Raw genomic sequence first — 21,440 nt, 5'->3', positions numbered from 1 at the left:
GGTGTGCCCCCACCGTAGGCAATCGACGTGGGTTGCGGCTATCTTCCCGGCTGCGGCACGCCGATCGGCCGGCTTCCCGCGGGCCGGCACGCTCAGCACTTCGAGCACCTCCCCCGCTCGCGCGCGCGTCAGCACAACGTCCGGGCCGGGAGTCAGCACCACCAGGTGTCGTTCAGCGGAGGCGATCCGCTCCATCCAGGGCCGACGCCTCGTACCGCAGCCGTAGCTGGCGCACGGCCTCCGGGTCGGGGCCCATCCGGGCGTGCCCGGCTCGAACCGCGGAGTAGAACACATCACCATCCAGCGCCATCGACGGAGGGCCGAGGCGGTCGGCCAGCAACGGCGCGAGGGTGGACTTGCCGGCGGCCTGGACCCCGGTGATCAGGACCACCTTGGGGTCGCGGCTCATGCGTCGACGGCCCGGCGGCCCTCGAACGCCCGGCCCAGGGTGACCTCGTCGGCGTACTCCAGGTCCCCGCCCACCGGCAGGCCGGAGGCGAGCCGGGAGATGGTCAGGCCCATCGGTCGCAGCATCCGCACCAGGTAGGTCGCGGTGGCCTCCCCCTCCACGTTGGGGTCGGTGGCGATGATGATCTCGGTGATCTCATCATCGCCCAGCCGGGTCAGCAGTTCGCGGATGCGCAGATCGTCCGGACCCACCCCGTCGATCGGGTTGATGGCCCCACCGAGCACGTGGTAGCGCCCGCGGAACTCCCGGGTCCGTTCGATCGCCACGACGTCCTTGGCCTCCTCGACCACACACAGCAGCGCGCCGTCGCGACGTGGGTCACGGCAGATGCGGCACTGCTCCTCCTCGGCCACGTTGCCGCACACCTCACAGAACCGGACCCGCGCCTTGACCTCGGTCAGGGCGGTGGCCAGGCGCTGGACGTCCTCGGGATCGGCGCCGAGGACGTAGAAGGCGATCCGCTGGGCGCTCTTGGGCCCCACCCCGGGCAGTCGGCCCAGTTCATCGATCAGATCCTGGACGGCGCCGTCATAGGCCACCATCACCGCACCTGCCCGGGATCGTCGATCTCCTCATCGATCACGGTTCCGCCCAACAGACGCGCCACCAGCGGCGCGCCCACCACCTCGGTGGTCTCCAGGGCCGGATCGTCATCGGAGTGCTCATCGGCTTCGTCCCCGAGGCGCTGCACGGGTGCGGGCGCATCTGGGTTGCGCGGTGGCTCGGCTACCAGGGCGGCTTCCTGCGCCTGGGTGGCGATCGCCCGGTAGCCGGAGGTGCCGTGGTCCGGTGCGTCCGGGGCCAAGGAGAGGTGTGAGTGATCGGGTGTGGCATCGGAACCAGGTGAGACCGGCGCGCCCGGCCCGGCCGTCTGCTCCGGGATCGCGCCCGCGCGGGGCGGCACGTCATGGTCCAGCGCACCCGTAGCGCCGGATTCGCTGCCGGAGCCGGTGGCCTCGCTCGCCGCTGCGGACCAGTTCTGCGGTGGCCGCCGTACCGGGACATCGGCCCAGCCATCGCCGTCGATTCCCGGCGTGGCATCGCCCGCCGGAGCCTCGCGCGGACCCTTGACCTCAGCGGAGGTCGTGCCCGCCGACCGGGCCGCGCCCGTGGCACTGGGTCCGGTCCGGCCGGCACCGTGCGGCCGGTCCGATGAGTGGCCGTCACCGGCTTCCGGGCCCGCAGGCTCCGCACCGCCACCGACCGCACCGCCACTGACCGCATCGAGACTGCGAGGCGCGGGCTGCTCGGCTCGCGCCGCCTGTTCCGGCTGCGCGGGTCGCTCCGGCGGCGGGGCCTGCCCCGGCGCCGCGGTCTGCTCCGCTGGCCCGGCTTCCGACTGACGACCCGGTGCCGGCCGGGAGGTCTGCTCGTGCGGGGCACTCGGGGCGGACGCGGTGGGATCGGCGGCCGGGGACCCGGGACCGGATTGCGTCGGCGCCGGCCGGCGCGGAGCGGCGCCACCACCGCCCGCGGAACCGTCGTTCAGGACCGGCTCGATCCGGACCTCCACGCCCAGGGTCTCCCGTAGCGCCTGCGCCACCATGTCGGCGTGCGGGCCGGACCGGAACGCGGTGGCCAGGCCCGAGGTGGAAAAGCCCAGCGACAACGTGGTCGGGGATAGGTCCATCACCTGGGCATCCTGGGAGACCAGCGCCCACGAAGTCCGCTTGAGCCGGGCCAGGGTGTCCAGCACCTCGGGCCAACGACGACGAACCTGATCCGTCGTCATCGCGCCTCCGGCCTGCTCGCCTGCCGGGGCTTGCTCGCCTGCCGGGGTCTGCACGGCTGCAGGCGGTGCCGGTGCCTCCGGGCCCGCCGGTGCCTCCCGTCTCGTTCCCGGCCGGTGAGGTCCCACGTCCGGCGCCGGTCCGGAGTCCGGTTCGGGTGCGGGCTCGGCCGGCCGGCTGGCCGGTTCGGGCTGGGCCGCCCGGGCCGTCTCCTGGGCTCGTGCCGGAGCCTCAGCGGGCCGCTCGGTCATTCCTGCGCTCGCGGGCACTTCCCGGGCCCGCGGCTGGGGGGCCGGCTCCGTCGTCGGACGGGCAGTTGTCGGGGTGCTCGGCGAGGGCGCACCTGCGATCGCTGCTTCCAACCGGTCCAATCGTGCGGCGAAGCCGTCCACGCCGTCATCGGCAGCGGGAAGCAGCAGGCGTGCGCACAGCAACTCCAGTTGCAGGCGCGGGGACGTGGCGCCGGTCATCTCGGTCAGGCCATCGTTGACCAGGTCCGCGGCGCGAGACAGGGCACCGGCACCCATGTGCTGGGCCTGGGAGCGCATGCGCTCGAGTTGGTCGGCAGGGACGCTACGCAGCACTGAAGCCGCCTCCTCGCCGGCGGCGCGGACCACGATCAGGTCCCGCAGCCGCTCAAGCAGGTCCTCCACGAACCGTCGAGGGGCGTGCCCGGACTCGATCACCCGGTCCACCACCCGGAACACGCTCAGCCCGTCACGCGCGGCCAAGGCCTCCACGGCATCGTCCAGGAGGGCGGCGTGGGTGAACCCGAGCAGCGCCACCGCCCGCTCATAGGTGAGTTCGGCATCCTTGGCCCCGGCGATGAGCTGGTCCAGTACCGACAGGGAGTCGCGCACCGACCCACCGCCGGCCCGCACCACAAGCGGGAGCACCCCGCCGGCCACGCTGATCCCTTCGGATTGGGCCAGGGACTGCAGGTAGTCGGTGAGTTTCTCCGGAGCCACCAGACGGAACGGGTAGTGGTGGGTGCGGGAACGGATGGTGCCGATCACCTTGTCCGGTTCGGTGGTGGCGAACACGAACTTGATGTGCGGCGGGGGTTCCTCGACGAGTTTGAGCAGGGCGTTGAATCCCTGCGTGGTGACCATGTGCGCCTCATCGAGGATGAAGATCTTGTACCGGTCCCGGGCGGGGGCGAACGCGGCGCGCTCGCGCAGTTCCCGCGCGTCGTCCACGCCGTTGTGACTTGCGGCGTCGATCTCCACCACGTCCAGGCTTCCCGACCCGCCCCGGGCCAGTTCCACACAGCTGTCGCACCGCCCGCAGGGCTGGGCGGTGGGGCCCTGGGCACAGTTGAGGCATCGTGCAAGGATCCGCGCCGACGTCGTCTTCCCGCAGCCACGCGGACCGGAGAAAAGGTAGGCGTGGGTGACCCGGTCCGCTGCCAGCGCGGCCATCAACGGCTCGGTGACGTGCTCCTGCCCGATCACGTCGGTGAACGTCTCGGGCCGGTAGCGGCGGTACAGGGCGGTGCTCACGCGCCTCACTCTAGGTGAGTGGGCTGACATCGGGCGAGCTCGCTGTGGATGTATCCGGGCAGCAAAGGACCCCCCGCGCACCCGCCAGAGCTCACCTGCCCTTGCTGCCTTCCGGCCCTGGGGGAGTTCAGCAAGATGACGCCACGCGAGGGGTCGCCACCCAGTGTAACCGGGAGTCGGCGGTGGGTCGACGAGGTCGCGGAGCGCCTCGGGGTAGGGCACCGCCCGGCAGGCGACGGGCAACGAGGGTCGGCGATCTCACAGCACGCGGATTCGGCCCGGGCGCACAGTTCCGGTATCCTCATGGGGCAGTTCCAGGAGGATTCGCATAGTGGCCTAGTGCGCACGCTTGGAAAGCGTGTTGGGTTAACGCCCTCGGGGGTTCGAATCCCCCATCCTCCGCCATGCGATGTCTCGGGACATCACCCGCGGCCCGGACCACACCTGGATCCGGGCCCCCTGCGTTCCGGGCCCCATCCCCTGTTCCGGCCCCGCTGCGTTCCGGGCCCGCTGCTTTCCGGGCCCGCTGCGTTCCGGGCACCCCCAGGCCGAAAACCGCCCCCACCCGGACCGGTCCGCGCCCCACCCGGCCGAATGAACCGCCAGAACCATCCAATTGGAGAGTTGCGGCGCCGCAGGCGCGCCGAACGGCGCCGGGAGCGCTCAATTGGATGGTTTTGGCGACGTGAGGTGCTCCGCGCCCGGGGGGCGGCCAGCCGCGAGGTGTGCCCCGGGCACGTCAGTCCGAAGGAGTGGGGTTGTGCGGCACCGACGCCGGGGAGGCGGGCTCGGCCGAGGTGCCACGCCAGCGGGAGACGCTGCGCATCAGGTGGTAGACCCCCAGTGCCGCAGCGGTACCCAGAGCGATGCCCTCGAACCGCAGTTCGCCCACCACCCAGGTGTAGTTGGCGATGCCGATCACCAGCGCGATGCCGGCTGTGGTTAGGTTCACCGGGTCGGAGAAGTCGACCTTGTTCTGCACCCAGATCCGCGCCCCGAGCACCCCGATCATCCCGTACAGCACGGTGGCGGCACCCCCGAGCACACCGGCCGGCACCGTGGCGATCAGTTCACCGACCTTCGGCGACAGGCTCAGCAGCAACGCCGCCACCCCGGCCACCGCATAGGCGGCTGTGGAGTACACCCGCGTGGCTGCCATCACGCCGATGTTCTCGGCGTAGGTGGTGGTGCCCGAACCGCCACCGGTCCCGGCCAGGGTGGTGGCCACGCCGTCGGCGAAGAGCGCCCGGCCCATCGCATCGTCCAGGTTCTCCCCGGTCATCGTCGCCACCGATTTCACGTGACCGACGTTCTCGGCCACGAGCACCAGCACCACGGGCACGAAGAGGCCGACGACGGCGATGTCGAACGTGGGGGCAGTGAACTGGGGCAGGCCCACCCAGGCGGCCTCGGCGACGCTGGTGAAGTCCAGCTCGCCGCGGATCACCGCGACCGCGTAGCCGGCGAGCACGCCCACCAGGATCGCCAGCCGCCCGAGGATCCCCCGGAACAACACCGTGATCAGCACGATCCCGGCCAGGGTGACGATCGCCGTCACCGGCGACTCCTGCACATTGCCCCAGGCGGCCGGGGCGAGGTTGAAGCCGATCAGAGCCACGATCGTGCCGGTCACCGCCGGCGGCATGACGATATCGATCCACTTCGCACCGGCGAAGTGGACCACGAGCCCCACCAGGGCCAGCAGGACCCCGGTGATCAGAATTCCACCGACTGCGGTGGACATGCCCTGGGAGGCCGTGACCGCACCGATCGGGGCGATGAAGGCGAAACTCGATCCGAGGTAACTGGGCACCCTGTTGCGGGTGATGATCAGGAAGAGGATGGTCCCGATCGCGGAGAAGAACAGCGTCGTAGCCGGCGGGAATCCGGTGAGCAGCGGCACCAGGAAGGTGGCGCCGAACATGGCCACGACGTGCTGGCTGCCCAGCCCGATGGTGCGGGGCCACGTCAGGCGCTGCTTGGGGCCCACCGCCTCGCCGGGGGCTACTGACTTACCGTCTCGGTACAACGTCCATATCGCCACAGCGCACCTCTGCGTTCCTATTCGGCCTGATCCTGTCGTCCACCTCGGCGTGGCTCGCCCGGCATCGTATCGGTACGGATCGCACGTCGTGGACGTTCCCACGAGCTGGTCCTCTCACCAGATACCGCCCGGCTTCGGGCCGGCACCGAGGCGCGTCGCCCTCAGGGCTCGACCTGCCGCGCCCAGCGCTACCGGGCACAATGGCGAAAGTGAGTTCTGACCAGGAAGCACCGGGCCGGAAGGCACCACGCGCCGAGCGCGCCGAGACCGAGACCGAGCGCTCGGACCGCAACTGGGATGAACTGATGCAGGAACTGCGCGTCACCCAGACCGGGATCCAGATCCTCACCGCGTTCCTCCTCACCCTGCCCTTCCAACCGCGGTTCACCGAACTCGACGACTTCCAGCGGGCGCTGTACCTGGTGCTGGTGGCCCTGGCTGTCACCACCACTGCGCTCCTGGTGGCCCCGGTGAGCCTGCATCGGCGGCTGTTCCGGCGCCGGCGCAAACCGCAACTGGTCGAGACCGCGAACACACTGGCCCAGATCGGCCTGGTCACCTTCGGCCTGGTGGTCACCGGTACGGCCGCGTTCGTGTTCGAGATGGTGCTGGGCACCCCCGCCACCTGGATCGCGGCCGGCGCTGCGGCGGTACTGCTGATCGGTCTCTGGCTGGCGCTGCCGTGGCGCATGGGTCGACGGCCCCTCTCCCCACGAGATTCCTAGGGTCCGCGTGGCCCTGATCCCCGCCCGGCCCCCGATCTGCACGCGCCCACCGGGGCACGAGCAACACGCGGCACCTCCCCCAACCCGCGCCCGGAGCACCGGACACACTCACGCCGGCCCCGCGTCGCGGCGTCGGCGTGAGTCACGGCACCTCCGGGTCGCAGGTACCATCGAGGAGTGATCTTCAAGGCCGTGGGCGAGGACCGCCCCTACCCCGAGCACGGTCACGAGACCCCCAAGGACTGGGCCGAGATCCCGCCGCGGCAAGTCCGCCTCGATGAGTTGATCACCACCAAGGCCACCCTGGACCTGCGCAGCCTGCTGTCGGAGGACTCCACGTTCTACGGTGACCTCTTCGCCCATGTGGTGGCCTGGCGCGGACAGTTGTATCTCGAGGACGGGCTGCACCGGGCGTTGCGAGCGGCGCTGCAGCAGCGCAATGTGCTGCACGCCCGGGTGCTCGAACTCTGATGCCCTTACGTTCACGGTTCGGACCACGGGCCGTGCAGGCCAGCGTCATCAGCCCGTTGTCGGATACGGTTCTGCCGTGAGTTCGATCGACGCCAAGCGCGCACACGAGGCGCGCGAGTCCCGCCGCCGGCACCTGCAGCAGCGCCAAACCGTGATCTTCGGTTCGCTGATCGCGGGTCTGCTGGTGATCGGCCTGGCCGCCGGAGCGATCTGGGTGGGCATCCTGCCGGCGCCGGTGAACATCCCGATCCAGACCCCCGAACCCGAGGAAGCCGCACCCGCCGCCCCGTGCCCTCCTCCCGATGCGCTGCCGGTGCCGATGGATGAGATCGCCGCCGACGTACTCAACGGCACCAATCGCGCCGGCCTGGCCGCCGGAACCGCTGCGTCGCTCGCCGAGCGCGGAGTCGTCATCGGCGATGAGGGCAACGCCCCCGTCCGCTTCGACGGAATCGTGCGGATCGTCTCCGGCCCCAGCGCGGTGGCGAACGCCTACACCGTGGCCGCCCACTTCCCCGAGGCCCACATCGAACTCGACGGGCGCACCGAAGACACCTTGACCATCACCGTCGGTGGCGAATTCGACGGGTTACTGCCGCTGGAGTCGGTGACCCTGGAGGAGGAGGTGCCCTTGGACCCGCTACCCGGCTGTGAGCCCGTGGTGCTCGACGATGTCGACGAGGGCGGCGAAGGTGAGGACAGCGGCCAGGACGAGGGGGACGACGGCGACGGCGATGAGTGACACCGGCACGGACACCCGCACCGGCACCACACGCCCAGCCGGCTTCGCCCCGTTGCGCACCCCCGCCGCCCCGATGGCGGCCACGCCGGTGCAGGTCACCTCGGGTCCCTACGCCCAGGGCCCGGTCGGCACCGCCCGGCTGCTGCCGGATTCGTCCGCGTTCGTCAACGAGTTCACCCGGCCGCTACCGGACCCGGCGGCCGTCTTCGCCGGTCCGGGCTACTACTCCCCCCGCACCCCGGCCTGTGGGTTCGCTGCGGCCTCCCTGGTGCTGGCCCTGGCCGGGGTGGTGATCGCCGTGCCCGCGCTGCTGGCGATCGTGTTCGGGCACCTGGGGGTGTACCGGACCCGGAACTACCAGCGCACCGGACGGGGAATGGCCCTTGGCGGGATGGTCCTGGGTTATGCCGTGACCCTGTTCTGGAGCGTGCTGATCGGCACCACCTGGCTCACGAACCTGTGAAGCCGTTCCTGCTGATCGCCACCCGGGCCGAGGACGACGCCGCGGACAGTGAGTACGCAGCGTTCCTGAACTACGGGCAGTTGCGCCCGGAGGAGTTGCACCGGGTGCGGGTCGAGGCCGGTCCGCTGCCGCCGATCGATCTGGACGCCTACTCCGGTGTACTGGTGGGCGGTAGCCCGTTCAACTCCACCGACCCGCCGGAGGCGAAGTCGGCGGTGCAGCACCGGGTGGAGGCCGACCTGTCGACGCTGCTCGATGAGGTCGTGACCCGGGACTTCCCGTTCCTGGGTGCCTGCTACGGCGTCGCTACCCTGGGCGTGCACCAAGGTGCGGTGGTGGACACCACCTACGGCGAGGCCGTCGGGGCGGTGCCGATCACCCTCACGCCCGAGGGACGGGCCGACCCGCTGCTGGAGGGACTGCCCGACACGTTCGATGCCTACGTGGGCCACAAGGAGGCATGCTCCCAACTACCACCCGGCGCGGTACTGCTCGCCTCCTCCCCTGGCTGCCCGGTGCAGATGTTCCGGATCAAGCAGAACCTCTACGCCACGCAATTCCACCCCGAACTTGATCTGCCCGGGTTGCTGGGGCGCCTGGCCACCTACGATCGGCACGGGTACTACCCACCGGAGGAGCAGTCCGCGTTGTTCGCCGCGCTGGAGCACACCTCCGTGCAGCACCCCCCGGCCATTCTGCGCAACTTCACCGCCCGCTACGCTCAGTACTGAAACGACCCACTGCCGGAGTCGTCGAGGCCACGCCCGTGCTCGGCGGGCACATGTCCGCGGCACCGGGGATGCCCGGCCACAGGAGCGCTATGCACCCGAACGAGGACCAGAATCGCCGGTTGCTGCGCGCCCGGGACGCGATGGACCGCGACTTCGCCGAGCCGTTGGACGTGCCCGGCCTGGCCCGGGTGGCGGTGATGTCTCCGGCTCACTTCTCCCGGCAGTTCCGCGCCACCTTCGGAGAGACGCCGCACCGGTACCTGCAACGCCGCCGTATCGAACGTGCCTGCGCGCTGCTGCGTGACACCGAACTGAACGTCACCGACATCTCCTTCGCGGTCGGGTTCGAGAGCCTGGGCACCTTCAGCCGTACGTTCACCGCGATCATCGGGCGCTCGCCGAGCGCCTACCGGGCACAGGCGACACCGCTGACGGCACCTGTGTGCTTCGTGAAGGGGTGGACCCGGCCGAGCAGCGCAGACAAAGCAGCACAACCGGATCGAGCAGGCAGCGCGGACCGAGCAGTTTCGGATAAGCACCCGACCCTGCCCACCTCCTAGCGTGGGGACCATGCTCACCACCATCGGAATACACGGAATCTACGTACTCGACCAGGAGGAGGCGCTGGACTTCTACGTCGGCAAACTTGGCCTGGAGGTCACCAGCGACGTGGACATGGGCTTCATGCGCTGGCTCACCGTTGCACTGCCCTCGGACCCGGGCCGACAGATCCTGCTGGAGGTGCCCGGGCCACCGGCGATGTCCGACGACGACGCAGCGCGGATCCGCGACCTGGTCACCAAGGGCGCCATGGGGGCGGTGGCGATGTTCAACACCGACGACTGCCACGCCACCTACGCCGCCCTCCGGGACAAGGGGGTGGAGTTCACCCAGGAGCCGGTACAACAGCCCTACGGGATCGACTGCGCGTTGCGGGACCCGTTCGGGAACCACGTTCGCATCACCCAGCCCACCGAGATGTCGCAGATCACCGACGACGATCTGGCGCGCTGGCAGGCAGGCCCGCAGGCCTGAGCAGCGCTGGGGTGGCCTGCGGGGCTGCTAGCGTCGGGCGGGTGTTCGCCCCCGGCCTGTCGATGCTGTGGGAGCGCGTCGACGCCGCCCGGGCACTCACGGAGCGATTCGGATTCGCCGACCTACCCGAGATGTCCCATTGGCTCACCGACGTACTGCGGTGGTACTGGTCGCTACAGGTGCGACAGGTGGAGTGCATCGTGCTCAGCGACCACAACGCGATCGCCTGGACGCACACCGACCGGGGCATCGTCGTGGTCAAAGCGTGCGCGGACGCCACCAGGTTCGACCGGTTAGGCCTGATCGCCGACGTCGTGGCCCAACTGGGGGAGGTGGGCCTTCCGGTCGCTGCTCCCAGGCCGGCGAGCGACGGCTCCACCCGGGTGGTGCTGCAACGATCTGCAGCCGGAAGCGAACGCCACGATGGGCTGCACGACGACGCCGGCCCGGTAGCGCAGGCGGGTGCGGCTACGGCAGCGTCCGGCACGCACGATCAACCGTTGTCGGTCATCGTGCAGCCGCTGGTACCAGGCACCCTGCTGGATGCCGGGGACCTGGCCGGGGTCCGCGCGGCCGGTGTCCTCCTGGCCCGGCTGCACACCGCCGTCGCCCACCTGCCCCGAGCCGGGCACCGGGTGGGCGAGCCCGACCTGCACCGCCGTCTGCACCGCGCCGTGGCGGGCCCGGCCCGCCACCGCGTGCCACGCGCCGCGGACCGCCTGGATGCCCTCGTAGCCGACCTACCCGCCCTGGGCACCCCTACCCAACTGGTGCACCACGACTTCCGGGGCACGAACGTGCTCATGAACGGCCCGGAGGTGAGCGCGGTACTGGATTTCGACGAGATGGCCCTCGATCACCCGGTGCTGGACCTGGCCCTCGCTTGCACCCTGCTCGCCACCCGCTACACCACCTGGGACCCGGCACCCCCGGCGGCCCGGGAGTCCCTGGTGGCCGGATACCGATCGGTGCGGCCGTTGAGCGATCTGGAGGAGCGCTGGCTGGGCGCGCTCGCCCTGGGGCTGTCCATCGCCCAGGTCCTCGACGGACGGAATCCGGCCGGGTGGACACAGGCGGCTCAACACCTGAGCGCCGGCCTGTGACTCAGTGATCCATCTGGAGCCTGGACCAGGACCGCCAGAGCAGCAGGGCGAAGAGCACGGAGGTCACGACGACGATCAGCACGTGCACGCCCGTGACCGTCGTCCCCGAGGCGATGCCCACGGCCGGCGTCCCGGAGCCGGACATCGCCCACAGCGCCGGCGCGGCGAGCGGGAACCAACCTCCGGCCCCGGCCAGGACCCCCACCTGAGCGAGCGCGACAAGTCCGATGGTGGCCCCTACTCCGGCCAGGACCGAGCGCGTCAGGGTCGCGACCCACGCCACCGGCATCGCGATCGCGCCGGTGAGCAGTCCCAACACGAACAGCCGCAGGATGCCCGCCCACACTCCGGCGTCCGGGACGCCGTACCCGAGCAACAGACCCAGCGCTAGCAGCCCGACGGCGAGCGCCAGGTGCACCGCCACCACCCACAGGCCATAGACGGTGATCTTTCCCAGCGCGATGCGCCCCACCGACACCGGGAGGGCAAAGAGTGCACTGATCGTGCCGTCACTGAACTCCCGGCCCACCATCCAGGTGAGCACCACTCCACAACCCAAGAAGGCGCCGGCCGCAGTGATCTGCATCGCCATGGCCAGCATGCCCGCCCAGTCCAGTTGTGCCCCGGGGCCGGCTTGTGCGATCACCTGAGGGTTTCCGGCCCGCACCGCAGTGGTGAGCCCGGCAACCAGGACGAGCACACCGCCGACGAGCGCGACCGTGCCCAGCACTCCCACCGAGGACCGGAGGAGTTTGAGCGCTTCGGCCCTGATCGCCGCCGTCATCGCGACTCCTCGCCCGAAGCACCGTGACCAGGTCGATGGCTGCCGGGGGCCCCGGGTGAACTCCGGCGTTGTTCGTCGTCGCGGCGGACGCTTTCGAAGAAGACTCGTTCCAAGTCCGTGGCGGCCGGATCCAGGTCCGTGATGAGGCGACCGGCGTTCATCACCACGATACGGTCGGCGATCCGGGCCACCTCATCGAGGTGGTGGCTGCTGACCAGCACACCCGCGCCGGCCCCAGCACGGCGCCGCAGTGTCTCTCGCAGCACGATCACGCCCGCAGGATCCAAGGCTGCGCTGGGTTCGTCGAGCACGATCAGTTCCGGATCATGGCCCAGGGCCGCGGCCAGACCCACCCGCTGTCGGTTCCCCGCGGACAACCGGCGGTAACGGCGGACGGCCAACTCGGTCAGTTCCCAGTGCTCCAGCGTTTGCGCGATCCGGTGGGTTCCGGTGCCCCGCAGCAGGGCCACCAACTTCAGGTTCTGGAGCACGCTCAACTCCGGATAGGCCAACGGCGTCTCTACCAGCGCGCCGAGGCGAGCCAGTTGGGAGGCGGGCAACTCGCGCAACGGCCTGCCGAAGAGGTGCGCGGTGCCGCGATCGGGGCGGAGCATGCCCAACGCCAGGCGCATCAACGTCGTCTTGCCTGCCCCGTTGAGGCCGACGAGCGCCACGATCTGACCGGCTCTGACATGTAGGTCGAGGTGGTGCACCCCGGGCCCGTTGCGATAGGTGCGGCAGACGTCCTCCAGGATGAGCATGGCTACGCTCCACCCAGGACGTCGAGGGCGACGTCGAGCGCGGTGTGCCGCGCGGGGCCGACCTGGTGCCAGGCCTGCCGGACGGCTTCGGTCACGGCCCGCATCGGTCTCTCACCGGCAGGGCGGGCACGCGCCGCTGGTGTGTGCGTTCCCAGCGACCCATCCCTCGATGTTAGTCACTAACACAGGTCGGATGGGCCTGCCGCATCACCCAGGGCGCGCGACTGTGGAGATCAGCCCCGGCCGGTGGCCCGCCGGACGAAGTCGGCCAGGTCGGCGCACTGGGCCACCCGGCTCGGCTCGTGCACGTACATCATGTGGCCGGCCTCGTAGTACTTGCGCTCGATATTGGCCTGCAAGGACTCCGGGATGTCCAGGTGGGCCAGATCCTCCTCCGCACTGGTGAACGGGGTGGCGCCGTCGAAGTAGCCGAAAGCCGCGTGCACCTGCAGGTGCGGGTTCTGTCGCATCGCACGGGAGAGCCGGTCCAACACGTACACCGGGGCGTTCTCGAATTCCTTGTAACTCCACTCCCCGATCACGTTCGGTCCGAACACATGGAAGGGGCTGGGGTCCTTCACCTCCAACTCGGCACGCATGTAGTGCTGGTAGGCCGTGGCGTAGGGACCCAGGATCACATCCATCGATGGGTCGGCGTCCATCCGCTCGGCGATACCGGAGGCGGCCGGCCCGGTGAACCGGGAGTCCAGCCTCCCCACCGTGAGGCCCTCATCGCGGCGCAACTCGGTGAAGTAGCGCAGGTGTTCCAGGCGCAGGTTCGCCCGGTCCACGTACTCCTCGCTCACCCCGGCCAGGCGGGCGATGCTGGTCACGGCCGCAGTACGCTCCGCAGCGGTGAGCCGGCTACCCCGGCTGAGCACGTAGGGATAGTCACGCGCCGCGTATGCCTCGGCCTCGGCGATCACCTCATCCAGCTCCCGGCCCGGGTGCTTGCCGTGATAGTGCGCGGTCGCGGCATAGAAGGGCAGGAACATCGCATACGCGTCGTCGTTGCCCGGCTGGAACCGGTTGGTGCCGAAGTTCAATACCGCCGAGATCAGCATCAGCCCGTTGAGGTACATCCCGCTGGATTGCAGGTGCTGGGCCAGCGCGGCGGCACGGGTGGTGCCGTAGGACTCCCCCGCCAGTAGTTTCGGGGACATCCAACGTCCCTCGGCGGTGACCCACTGCCGGATCACCTCGCCCACCGATTCGATGTCTCCGGTGAACCCGTGGAAGTCGGCGGCCTTCTGCCCCTCCACCACCCGGGAGTGCCCGGTGGAGACCGGATCGATGAACACCAGGTCGGAGACCGTCAGCAGGCTCTCGGGGTTGTCGGCCAGGGCATAGGGCGGCGGGAGGAGGTCGCCGACGTCACCCATCACCACCCGCCGCGGACCGAGCACTCCCAGGTGCAGCCAGACGCTGGCCGAGCCGGGACCACCGTTGAAAGCGAAGGTAACCGGCCGCTCGGCCGGGTCGGCGTCGTCCAGGGTGTAGGCCGTGACACCCACCTGGGCGCGGGCCTTACGGCCCTGCCACACGCCGTCGTCGACTTTGTCCTCATACAGCACCACCCGGCCTGCCTTGGCGGTGTAGTGCAGGGGTCCGGCAGAGGTGGTCAAGGTGTGGCTGGTGGTGACCAGTTCGTCCTCGACACTCGGCTCCGGAGTGGGTTCGCTGGTTTCAGTTTTCTCAGACATCACCGGCGAGCCTACCGAGTCCGGCGCACCGCACTGAATCCGAGTCCGGCGCAACCGCTTCCCTGCACCTCGACCGCGATCGCCGAGAGCGATAGAGCCTGGAACGGCGCGGATCTCGTGGCCCGACGCAGCGGCTGCAATCACCCCTTCCGGCCGCGACCACACCGTTCAAGATGCCGAACCGCACGATATCCGCCATGCTCGATGCGACCGAGCGCCTGCAGGCGCATCGAACGAAGGAGCAGAGTATGGCCCTGTGGTTGATCCTTATTATCGTTGGCGTGATCATGCTGGTGATCGGAGTCGCGGTCGAAGCGGCCCAGATCCTGATTTGGATCGGGATCATCATCCTGGTCGCCTCGATCATCATGTCCTTGGTCACGAGGGGCCGGGGTCGCGTGTAGCCCTACGTACTGCCCATGATCTCCGTGCACCGGGCCGCCCCACGTGGGCAGCCCGGTGTACGCATGTCCGGGCCCGGGCGACACAGGCGTCCCGGCCCCATCGCTCGGGCCCATTGGCTCGACACGCCCGGTCCCCCTACCGCAGTAGGGGGTGGAGGTTCGCTCTGGCGGGTGATGTGCCGGTGCCGATCGGCAACCTAGATTCCAGGTATGACCACTATTGCTCGGGCACCCCAGTCCGTCCGGCCCGGGGACGACGCACTGATCGGTGGCGCATCCTTGCCCGCCGATCCTGCGCAGGCCGGTGCCACGCCTTCTGCTCGGGCCGGTGCCGCGCCCCGGACTCCTGCGCGCGGCGGTGCCGTGCAGGCCGCGCAGCGCGACTTCCTGGAACTGAAGCGCAAGGTGAAGGCCGCCGGGCTGCTGGGTCGCCGTCCGGGCTGGTACATCGCCCGTGGAGTGGTGTTGCTGATCGCCTTCGGCGGAGCGTTCACCCTGCTGTTCACCTTGGGCCGCACGCCGTGGCAGTTGGCGGTGGCCGTGCTATTCGGGGTGCTGTTCACCCAGGCCGCGTTCCTGGGCCACGATGCCGCACACCAGCAGGTGTTCTCCACGGGCAAGCGCAACGAATGGCTCTCCATCCTGGTCGCCAACCTGGTGGTGGGGTTGAGCAATGGCTGGTGGGCTCGCAAACACGGCAAGCACCACGCCGACCCGAACACCATCGGCAAGGACGGGGACATCAAGACCGGGGCGCTGGTCTTCAACCCCGAGGACGCCCCCGGCCGCAGCGGCGTGCTCGGCTGGGTCACCCGCCGGCAGGGATGGCTGTTCTTCGTGATGATCACCCTGGAAGGGTTCAACCTGCACTTCCGGGCGATCCAGACGATCGTCACCAGCAAGGACCTGCGCTACCGCGGGTTGGAGTCGGTGCTCGTGGCCGTGCGACTGATCGGCTTCCCGGCCCTGCTCGTGTTCGCGCTCGGACCGTGGCTGGGCCTGGCGTTCCTGGTGGTGGAACTGATGGTCTTCGGCTTCTACATGGGCGCGAGTTTCGCTCCCAACCACAAGGGCATGCCGCTGATCGGCAAGAACGACACGGTCAACTTCCTGCACCGTCAGGTGATGACCTCCCGCAACATTCGCGGCGGGGCGGCGATGACCTGGGCGATGGGTGGGCTCAACCTACAGATCGAGCACCATCTGTTCCCGAGGATGCCCAGTGTGAACCTGCGCCAGGTGCGCCCGATGGTGCGCGAACTGTGTGAGGCCCGGGGTATCCCATACACCGAGACAGGTCTGCTGGAGTCCTACCGGATCGTGGTGGAGTACCTCAACCGCGTCGGGCTGGGTCACGCCGACCCGTTCGAGTGCCCGATGGTGATGAACAACCGCCCCTTCTGAACGCCGGCCGCCGGCAGCGGCTCAGAGCAGCGCAGCGGCACCCGGCGCCACGACCCTCCCGCACAGCGAAGTGTCTCCAAGGGTATGGCGCCCGGTATCGCACTGGACGCGCCTGAAACGCCCGGATGTGGCGCGGTCGATCTCCGCGCACCGAGTTCCGCCCCGTCCGGCCCGGAACGTGGACGCTGCCCCGAAACCTGGATGTGGCCTGGGTGGGAGCGCTAGAGTGTGGCGCACTTCACCGAACCAGTCCGGGCCGGGTGGTCCCTCCGGGAAGACCGGTCGACATCGACGAAGATCGGAGACGGTGTGAACTCTCTCATCCTCGCCCTCATCGGCGTCAGCATGATGATCCTGGGTTACCTGCTCTACTCCAAGTTCCTCGGCCGGCGTATCTACCGGCTCAGTGCCTCGTTCCGGACCCCCTCCCATGAACTCCGCGACGGGGTGGACTACGTCCCCACCAACAAGTACGTGCTCTGGGGCCACCACTTCACCTCCGTCGCCGGCGCCGCGCCGATCGTCGGCCCCGCAGTCGCCGTCATCTGGGGCTGGCTGCCGGCCTTCCTGTGGGTCACCCTGGGCACCGTCTTCTTCGCCGGTATGCACGACCTGGGCGCACTGTGGGCCTCGGTGCGCAACAAGGGTCAGTCGATCGGCACCCTGTCCGGCCGGTACATCGGACCCCGGGGACGCAATCTGTTCCTCGTCGTCATCTTCCTGCTGCTGCTGATGGTCAACACCGCCTTCGCCGTGGTGATCGGTGGGCTGCTGGTCGCCAACCCCAGCGCGGTGATCCCCGCCTGGGGAGCTCTGGTGGTCGCGGTGCTCATCGGCCAGGCGATCTACCGGTGGAATCTCAACCTGATCTGGGTCTCCATCATCGGAGTGGTCGCGCTTTACTCCCTGATCATCCTGGGTGACAACTTCCCGATCGTGCTGCCCGAGACGGTCCTGGGCTTGTCCGCCGAAGCGTTCTGGGTGCTGGTGCTGTTCCTCTACGCCGGCCTGGCCTCGATGCTGCCGGTGTGGGTGCTGCTGCAGCCACGCGACTACATCAACGGACTGCAACTATTCCTCGCCCTGGGCATCCTGTACGTGTCGGTGGCGATCGCCTCGCCGACGATGGTGGCACCGGCGTTCAACGACGCCGTTCCGGCCGGCACTCCGAGTCTGGTGCCGCTGCTGTTCGTCACCATCGCCTGCGGGGCGATATCGGGCTTCCACGGAATCGTCTCCTCGGGCACCAGTTCCAAACAACTCGACAAGGAGTCCGACGCCCGGTTCGTCGGGTATTTCGGAGCCGTGGGTGAGGGGCTGCTGGCACTGGGGTCGATCATCGCAGTCACCGCGGGCTTTGCCACCCTGGCCGACTGGGAGAGCGTGTACTCGGCCTTCAGCGAAGGCGGGGCCCCCGCTTTCGTCCAGGGCGGTGCCAACATCGTCAACTCCGGGCTGGGCCTGCCCGTCTCGCTCAGCGCCACCATCCTGGCCACCACGGCGGTGCTGTTCGCCGCCACCACCATGGACACCGGTGTGCGTCTGCAACGCTACGTGGTCCAGGAGGCATTCACCATCGCCAACAAGAAGATCGGCACGATCCTGGCGACCGTCATCGTGCTGGTCTTCGGCTTGGGCCTGGCGTTCTCCATCAGCGCCGAGGGTGCCGGGGGCATGATCATCTGGCCCCTGTTCGGGACCACGAACCAGTTGCTGGCCGGGCTGACCCTGTCGATCATCACGGTGATGCTGCTGCGCAAGGGCCGCAACCCCCTCCCGGCGTTGATCCCGCTGGTGTTCGTCTTCGTGATGTCGCTGTACGCGGCGCTGGTGCAGGTGGGCCAGTTCTTCTCCGATGCCAACTGGTTGCTCTTCATCCTCGATGTCATCATCATCGTCGCCGCCCTGTGGGTGATCGTGGAGGCGGTGAACGCGATGCTCAAGGCCCGCAAGGAACCACTCGAAGCCGACGACGAGCCCGCGGTGGTCGCCGAGGACAGGACCGCTGACGAGGGACGGGAGCGTTGACGAACGGGGGCGAGAACCTCTCGGCCGCACGCCGCTTCGCGGCTGGACTGCGGGAGTTCTACGTCGCCCCCTACCGGCGCACCTTTGCCCGTGCCCAGCGTGACGAGGACGACCTGTTCATGATGATCGTGCTCGCCGAGATGCTGGGCGTGCCCAACCCGGCCAGTTACTACACGGTGGAACTGCTGCCGGTGATGTACGACCGCTTCCACGACTGGCACCGCAGGATGGGCATGGACCACTCGCCGCTGGATCACTTCTCGTGCTGCTAGGACTCGCTGGGTCCCGTCGGGTGTTATTCGTCGGCGGCAAGGGCGGAGTGGGCAAGACTGCGGTCGCCTCCGCCGTCGGATACCACCAGGCCAGGGCCGGACGGCGGGTGCTGGTGGTCTCCACCGACCCCGCCCACAACCTGGGTCACCTATGGCACCGGGAGGTGGGTGATGAGGTCACGCCCCTGGCCGGGGACGTGCAGAACCTGGAAGGTCTGGAGATCGATCCGGCCCGCACCACCAACGAGCACCTGGCCGCGGTGGGTCACCAGCTGCGGCGGCTGATGCCCGAGCACCTGTCCGGTGAGGTGGACAAGCACCTGGCGCTGGCCCGCGATGCCCCCGGCACCTATGAGGCGGCCGTCCTGGAGCGGGTGGCGCAGGTGCTGGAGGACGCCTCGCACGATCTAGTGATCCTCGATACCGCACCCTCGGGGCACACCTCGCGACTGATGAGCCTGCCCGAGACGATGTTCGCCTGGACCGAGGGGCTGCTGCGCCGGCAGGACCGCTCGGCCAAGTTCGGGGCCGCACTGCGCGGGCTCGACCCGGACGCGGGTGCCGCCGGGATCGTCGGAACCGGGCGGCGGGTGGACCAACGGGCCCAGCGTGATCACGAGATCAGGCGGATCCTGCTGCGCCGGCGCACCCGGTTCGAACGGTTACGGGACCTGATCACCGACGCCGAGCGCACCGCGTTCGTGATTGTGCTCGCCGCCGAACGGCTTCCCGTCCTGGAGACGATCGAACTCTACGGACAACTGCTGCGCTCAGGGGTGCACGTGGGCGCCCTCGTGGTGAACAAGCGCTCCCCCGCCGACGCCGGAGGCCTGCTCGCCGACCGCCGCGCCCAGGAGGAGGTCCATCTGGACACCGTGCGCGAGGCGCTGGGGCACGTGCCGATGATCGAACTGCCACTGCTGGCAGGTGACATCGTCGGTGAGGCAGCGGTGCAACGCTTCGCCGACCTCATCGCCACCGCCTCCTGAGCCCGCCGCCACGGGCACGCTCCGGTGCCACCCCTCCGAGGACGACGCTTGTGGCCGTGGTCGATGGTCCTGCCCGTCGTCTTCGGCCATTCGCGTCGCTTTCGGCGCCGGACACCAGGGCGGCGGGCTGGTGATGGCCGTAGGCTCCGTTTCCATGGAGTCCCCGATCGATGTCTACCTTCGCAGGGTGCACGCGGAGATCTCCGAGGTGCGCGAGGGCACGCCCTACACGGTGGGCCCACGGGGCACCACGATCAACCCCGACGACTTCGGCATCTGCCTGGCAACGGTGGACGGGTACATCTACGAGGTGGGCGTGACGTCCAAGGCGTTCTCGATGCAGTCGCTGTCCAAGCCCTTCAGTTACGGGCTGGCGCTGAGCGACCTGGGCCCGGAGATCGTGGACGAGAAGGTGGATGTGGAACCCTCCGGGGAATCCTTCACCGAGATCTCCCTCGCCCCGGGGTCCGGGCGTCCGGCCAACGCCATGATCAACGCCGGCGCCCTCGCGGTGAGTTCGTTGCTCAAGGGGGCCGGGGGCAAGTCGGCGATCACCCGGATCGAGGAGCACTACTCCGCCTTCGCCGGGCGTGAACTGCGCAGCAACGCCCGGGTCTACGGGGCCGAGCGGCGCAACAGCGACCGCAACCACGCCCTGGCCTACCTGCTCAGTTCCGTCGACATCATCGAGGGCTCCCCGACCGCTGCACTGGAGACCTATCTGCGCCAGTGCGCGGTCCAGATCACCTGCCGTGACCTGGCCATGATGGCGGCCACCCTCGCCAACGGCGGTACGAACCCCCGCACCGGGGAGGAGGTGCTGGACATCGGCGCCGTGGAGCGGGTGCTGTCGGTGATGATGACCTCCGGGATGTATGACAGTGCCGGAGACTGGGTGGTCAACGTCGGTATGCCGGCCAAGTCGGGTGTGGGGGGAGGCACGCTCGCCGTCCTACCGGGCCAGGCCGGGCTCGCGGTCTTCTCGCCGCCATTGGACGAGCACGGCAACAGCATCCGCGGCGTGGCCACCTGTCAGCGGCTGTCCAAAGACACCGACATGCACTTCGTGCGCTCCGCCCGCGCGGGCCGGTCCGCGATCCGGGCGACCTACCCGATCACCGAGGTTCCCTCCGATGTGCGCCGCACCGAGGACGCCGAGGTGGGTCTGCGCGAGACGGGAGACCGGGCGATGATCATCGAACTGGCCGGGGACCTCCTGTTCGCCGGTACCGAGTCGATGATCCGGGAGATCGCCGACCTGCCCGGGGAGGTGGAGTTCGTCGTGCTCGATGCGCGCCGGGTCGATGAGGTCAGCCGCATGTCCGTGAACCTGCTGGGAGAGGTGATCGACCTCTTCGAGGAGGCCGGACGCCGGCTGGTGCTGATCGACCCCGACGCGAACCTCACCTCCGTACTGCCCGTTGCGCACCTACCCAACAGCCAGGTGCCGGTCTTCAGCACCCGCAGCACCGCCGTCGCCCACTGCGAGGAACAACTGCTGCGACGCCACTTCCCCGACCTCGCGGTGCCCGCGCGCGTACCGGTGCGCGACTCCCCGGCGATGGCCCAGTTGAGCCCGCCCGACGCCGAGGCCCTGGTGACGCGGATGGAGTCGCGAACCTATGACGACGGCGCGGTGCTGCGTCGCATCGGCCAGCGATTCGGCGGGGTGTACTTCATCGTCTCCGGGACGGTCACCACCACCGCACGCGACCCGGAGGGCAACCAGGTGCGCCTGACCACCCTCAGTTCGGGCATGACCTTCGGCGAACTCTCCCTGGGACGCCAGGACCGCCAGCGGACCACCCAGCGTGCCGTCGGGCCCGTGGAGGTCATGGTGCTCACCGACGACGCGATCGCTGATCTCGAGCACAGCGACCCCCGCCTGGCGGTGGAACTCTGGCGGTCCCTGACCCGGGAGGCCTACACCCGGGTGGACCAGTACATGCGCGAGGTCACCGCCCTCGTTCGCGACTGAGGCGATCCTCAGTAGACTGGGGAGCCCGCACCGGGGATCCATGACGCGAACCGACGACGCCGTCACACGAAGCCATCGAGGAGCCAAAGCCCGCACCGGGAC

At 69.3% G+C, this 21,440-nt stretch carries 21 protein-coding genes, 1 tRNA gene and 1 other RNA gene; 15 read left to right on the top strand and 8 right to left on the bottom strand.

The genetic code is table 11. The features are described 5' to 3' along the window. Window positions 1–172: 172 nt before the first annotated feature. The 4 genes from ACO0LU_RS01060 to ffs form a co-directional block, all read right to left on the bottom strand. Window positions 173–409, bottom strand: coding sequence for a hypothetical protein (locus tag ACO0LU_RS01060; protein ID WP_424789580.1), 237 nt, complete (start codon window positions 407–409; stop codon window positions 173–175). After that, complete coding sequence (recR, locus tag ACO0LU_RS01055) at window positions 406–1,011, bottom strand: recombination mediator RecR (RefSeq protein WP_424786781.1); 606 nt, start codon at window positions 1,009–1,011, stop codon at window positions 406–408. The genes ACO0LU_RS01060 and recR overlap by 4 nt, the downstream gene beginning before the upstream one ends. Beyond that, window positions 1,011–3,701, bottom strand: coding sequence for a DNA polymerase III subunit gamma and tau (locus ACO0LU_RS01050; protein ID WP_424789579.1), 2,691 nt, complete (start codon window positions 3,699–3,701; stop codon window positions 1,011–1,013). Before ACO0LU_RS01050 ends, recR begins: the two co-directional genes overlap by 1 nt. Window positions 3,702–3,762: 61 nt before the next feature. Beyond that, window positions 3,763–3,859: signal recognition particle sRNA small type (ffs, locus tag ACO0LU_RS01045), an RNA gene on the bottom strand. A gap of 159 nt (window positions 3,860–4,018) precedes the next feature. Here ffs and ACO0LU_RS01040 point away from each other — a divergent pair. Continuing rightward, window positions 4,019–4,106, top strand: a tRNA-Ser gene (locus tag ACO0LU_RS01040). A gap of 334 nt (window positions 4,107–4,440) precedes the next feature. Here the strand turns inward: ACO0LU_RS01040 and ACO0LU_RS01035 are convergent. After that, on the bottom strand, window positions 4,441–5,745 hold the full coding sequence (locus ACO0LU_RS01035; protein WP_424789578.1) for a uracil-xanthine permease family protein: 1,305 nt from the start codon (window positions 5,743–5,745) through the stop codon (window positions 4,441–4,443). Between the two features lie 209 nt (window positions 5,746–5,954). On the opposite strand from ACO0LU_RS01035, the gene ACO0LU_RS01030 reads away from it, so the two are divergent. The 8 genes from ACO0LU_RS01030 (at window position 5,955) to ACO0LU_RS00995 (ending at window position 11,015) form a co-directional block, all read left to right on the top strand. Next, window positions 5,955–6,470 (top strand): DUF6328 family protein, encoded by a 516-nt coding sequence (locus tag ACO0LU_RS01030; protein WP_424789577.1) that lies wholly within the window; start codon window positions 5,955–5,957, stop codon window positions 6,468–6,470. Window positions 6,471–6,647: 177 nt separating this feature from the next. After that, window positions 6,648–6,941, top strand: coding sequence for a type II toxin-antitoxin system VapB family antitoxin (locus ACO0LU_RS01025; protein ID WP_424789576.1), 294 nt, complete (start codon window positions 6,648–6,650; stop codon window positions 6,939–6,941). A 76-nt stretch (window positions 6,942–7,017) separates the two neighbouring features. Further along, window positions 7,018–7,683 (top strand): LytR C-terminal domain-containing protein, encoded by a 666-nt coding sequence (locus ACO0LU_RS01020; RefSeq protein WP_424789575.1) that lies wholly within the window; start codon window positions 7,018–7,020, stop codon window positions 7,681–7,683. Continuing rightward, window positions 7,676–8,146, top strand: a complete 471-nt coding sequence (locus ACO0LU_RS01015) for a DUF4190 domain-containing protein (RefSeq protein ID WP_424789574.1) — start codon at window positions 7,676–7,678, stop codon at window positions 8,144–8,146. Before ACO0LU_RS01020 ends, ACO0LU_RS01015 begins: the two co-directional genes overlap by 8 nt. Continuing rightward, window positions 8,143–8,877 carry a glutamine amidotransferase gene (locus ACO0LU_RS01010; protein ID WP_424789573.1) on the top strand — a complete coding sequence of 245 codons (735 nt, stop codon included), beginning with the start codon at window positions 8,143–8,145 and terminating at the stop codon, window positions 8,875–8,877. Before ACO0LU_RS01015 ends, ACO0LU_RS01010 begins: the two co-directional genes overlap by 4 nt. Before the next feature lie 89 nt (window positions 8,878–8,966). Then, window positions 8,967–9,437 (top strand): helix-turn-helix domain-containing protein, encoded by a 471-nt coding sequence (locus ACO0LU_RS01005; RefSeq protein ID WP_424789572.1) that lies wholly within the window; start codon window positions 8,967–8,969, stop codon window positions 9,435–9,437. Between the two features lie 10 nt (window positions 9,438–9,447). Continuing rightward, a complete protein-coding gene (locus ACO0LU_RS01000; protein ID WP_424789571.1) occupies window positions 9,448–9,912 on the top strand; it encodes a VOC family protein in 465 nt (154 codons plus the stop codon). A gap of 41 nt (window positions 9,913–9,953) precedes the next feature. After that, a complete protein-coding gene (locus tag ACO0LU_RS00995; RefSeq protein ID WP_424789570.1) occupies window positions 9,954–11,015 on the top strand; it encodes a phosphotransferase enzyme family protein in 1,062 nt (353 codons plus the stop codon). A 1-nt stretch (window position 11,016) separates the two neighbouring features. On the opposite strand, the gene ACO0LU_RS00990 is transcribed toward ACO0LU_RS00995, so the two are convergent. From ACO0LU_RS00990 to ACO0LU_RS00980, 3 genes are all read right to left on the bottom strand, one after another. Further along, a complete protein-coding gene (locus tag ACO0LU_RS00990) occupies window positions 11,017–11,799 on the bottom strand; it encodes an ABC transporter permease (RefSeq protein ID WP_424789569.1) in 783 nt (260 codons plus the stop codon). Further along, entirely contained in the window at window positions 11,796–12,560 is a 765-nt protein-coding gene (locus ACO0LU_RS00985) for an ABC transporter ATP-binding protein (RefSeq protein ID WP_424789568.1), read from the bottom strand. The genes ACO0LU_RS00990 and ACO0LU_RS00985 overlap by 4 nt, the downstream gene beginning before the upstream one ends. Window positions 12,561–12,793: 233 nt before the next feature. Further along, a complete protein-coding gene (locus ACO0LU_RS00980; protein WP_424789567.1) occupies window positions 12,794–14,263 on the bottom strand; it encodes a S10 family peptidase in 1,470 nt (489 codons plus the stop codon). A gap of 248 nt (window positions 14,264–14,511) precedes the next feature. Here ACO0LU_RS00980 and ACO0LU_RS00975 point away from each other — a divergent pair, with 248 nt between their 5' ends. From ACO0LU_RS00975 to glsA, 6 genes are all read left to right on the top strand, one after another. Next, window positions 14,512–14,667 carry a hypothetical protein gene (locus tag ACO0LU_RS00975; RefSeq protein WP_424789566.1) on the top strand — a complete coding sequence of 52 codons (156 nt, stop codon included), beginning with the start codon at window positions 14,512–14,514 and terminating at the stop codon, window positions 14,665–14,667. A 210-nt stretch (window positions 14,668–14,877) separates the two neighbouring features. Then, window positions 14,878–16,071 (top strand): fatty acid desaturase family protein, encoded by a 1,194-nt coding sequence (locus ACO0LU_RS00970; protein ID WP_424789565.1) that lies wholly within the window; start codon window positions 14,878–14,880, stop codon window positions 16,069–16,071. A 309-nt stretch (window positions 16,072–16,380) separates the two neighbouring features. Continuing rightward, window positions 16,381–18,099, top strand: a complete 1,719-nt coding sequence (locus ACO0LU_RS00965; RefSeq protein WP_424789564.1) for a carbon starvation CstA family protein — start codon at window positions 16,381–16,383, stop codon at window positions 18,097–18,099. Beyond that, window positions 18,096–18,371, top strand: coding sequence for a cory-CC-star protein (locus ACO0LU_RS00960; protein ID WP_424789563.1), 276 nt, complete (start codon window positions 18,096–18,098; stop codon window positions 18,369–18,371). Before ACO0LU_RS00965 ends, ACO0LU_RS00960 begins: the two co-directional genes overlap by 4 nt. Then, the gene (locus tag ACO0LU_RS00955; RefSeq protein WP_424789562.1) at window positions 18,362–19,360 is read left to right on the top strand and encodes an ArsA family ATPase; all 999 of its coding nucleotides are present in this window, start codon (window positions 18,362–18,364) and stop codon (window positions 19,358–19,360) included. The genes ACO0LU_RS00960 and ACO0LU_RS00955 overlap by 10 nt, the downstream gene beginning before the upstream one ends. 154 nt (window positions 19,361–19,514) lie before the next feature. Continuing rightward, window positions 19,515–21,338: a glutaminase A gene (gene glsA, locus ACO0LU_RS00950; RefSeq protein ID WP_424789561.1), complete on the top strand. Its 1,824-nt coding sequence runs from the start codon at window positions 19,515–19,517 to the stop codon at window positions 21,336–21,338. Window positions 21,339–21,440: the final 102 nt, after the last annotated feature.

The sequence above is a fragment of the Pseudactinotalea sp. Z1748 genome (assembly GCF_049725185.1).
GTDB lineage: Bacteria > Actinomycetota > Actinomycetes > Actinomycetales > Beutenbergiaceae > CALKWS01.
This window is presented reverse-complemented; position numbering and strand designations above follow the sequence as displayed.

Bases quoted from the DNA above. Each gene is read 5' to 3' on its own strand.
- ACO0LU_RS01005 (WP_424789572.1), top strand. From the start codon at position 8,967: ATGCACCCGAACGAGGACCAGAATCGCCGGTTGCTGCGCGCCCGGGAC.
- recR (WP_424786781.1), bottom strand. From the start codon at position 1,011: ATGGTGGCCTATGACGGCGCCGTCCAGGATCTGATCGATGAACTGGGC.
- ACO0LU_RS01060 (WP_424789580.1), bottom strand. From the start codon at position 409: ATGAGCCGCGACCCCAAGGTGGTCCTGATCACCGGGGTCCAGGCCGCC.
- ACO0LU_RS01015 (WP_424789574.1), top strand. From the start codon at position 7,676: ATGAGTGACACCGGCACGGACACCCGCACCGGCACCACACGCCCAGCC.
- ACO0LU_RS00975 (WP_424789566.1), top strand. From the start codon at position 14,512: ATGGCCCTGTGGTTGATCCTTATTATCGTTGGCGTGATCATGCTGGTG.
- glsA (WP_424789561.1), top strand. From the start codon at position 19,515: ATGGAGTCCCCGATCGATGTCTACCTTCGCAGGGTGCACGCGGAGATC.
- ACO0LU_RS00970 (WP_424789565.1), top strand. From the start codon at position 14,878: ATGACCACTATTGCTCGGGCACCCCAGTCCGTCCGGCCCGGGGACGAC.
- ACO0LU_RS00990 (WP_424789569.1), bottom strand. From the start codon at position 11,799: ATGACGGCGGCGATCAGGGCCGAAGCGCTCAAACTCCTCCGGTCCTCG.
- ACO0LU_RS01000 (WP_424789571.1), top strand. From the start codon at position 9,448: ATGCTCACCACCATCGGAATACACGGAATCTACGTACTCGACCAGGAG.
- ACO0LU_RS00980 (WP_424789567.1), bottom strand. From the start codon at position 14,263: ATGTCTGAGAAAACTGAAACCAGCGAACCCACTCCGGAGCCGAGTGTC.
- ACO0LU_RS00985 (WP_424789568.1), bottom strand. From the start codon at position 12,560: ATGCTCATCCTGGAGGACGTCTGCCGCACCTATCGCAACGGGCCCGGG.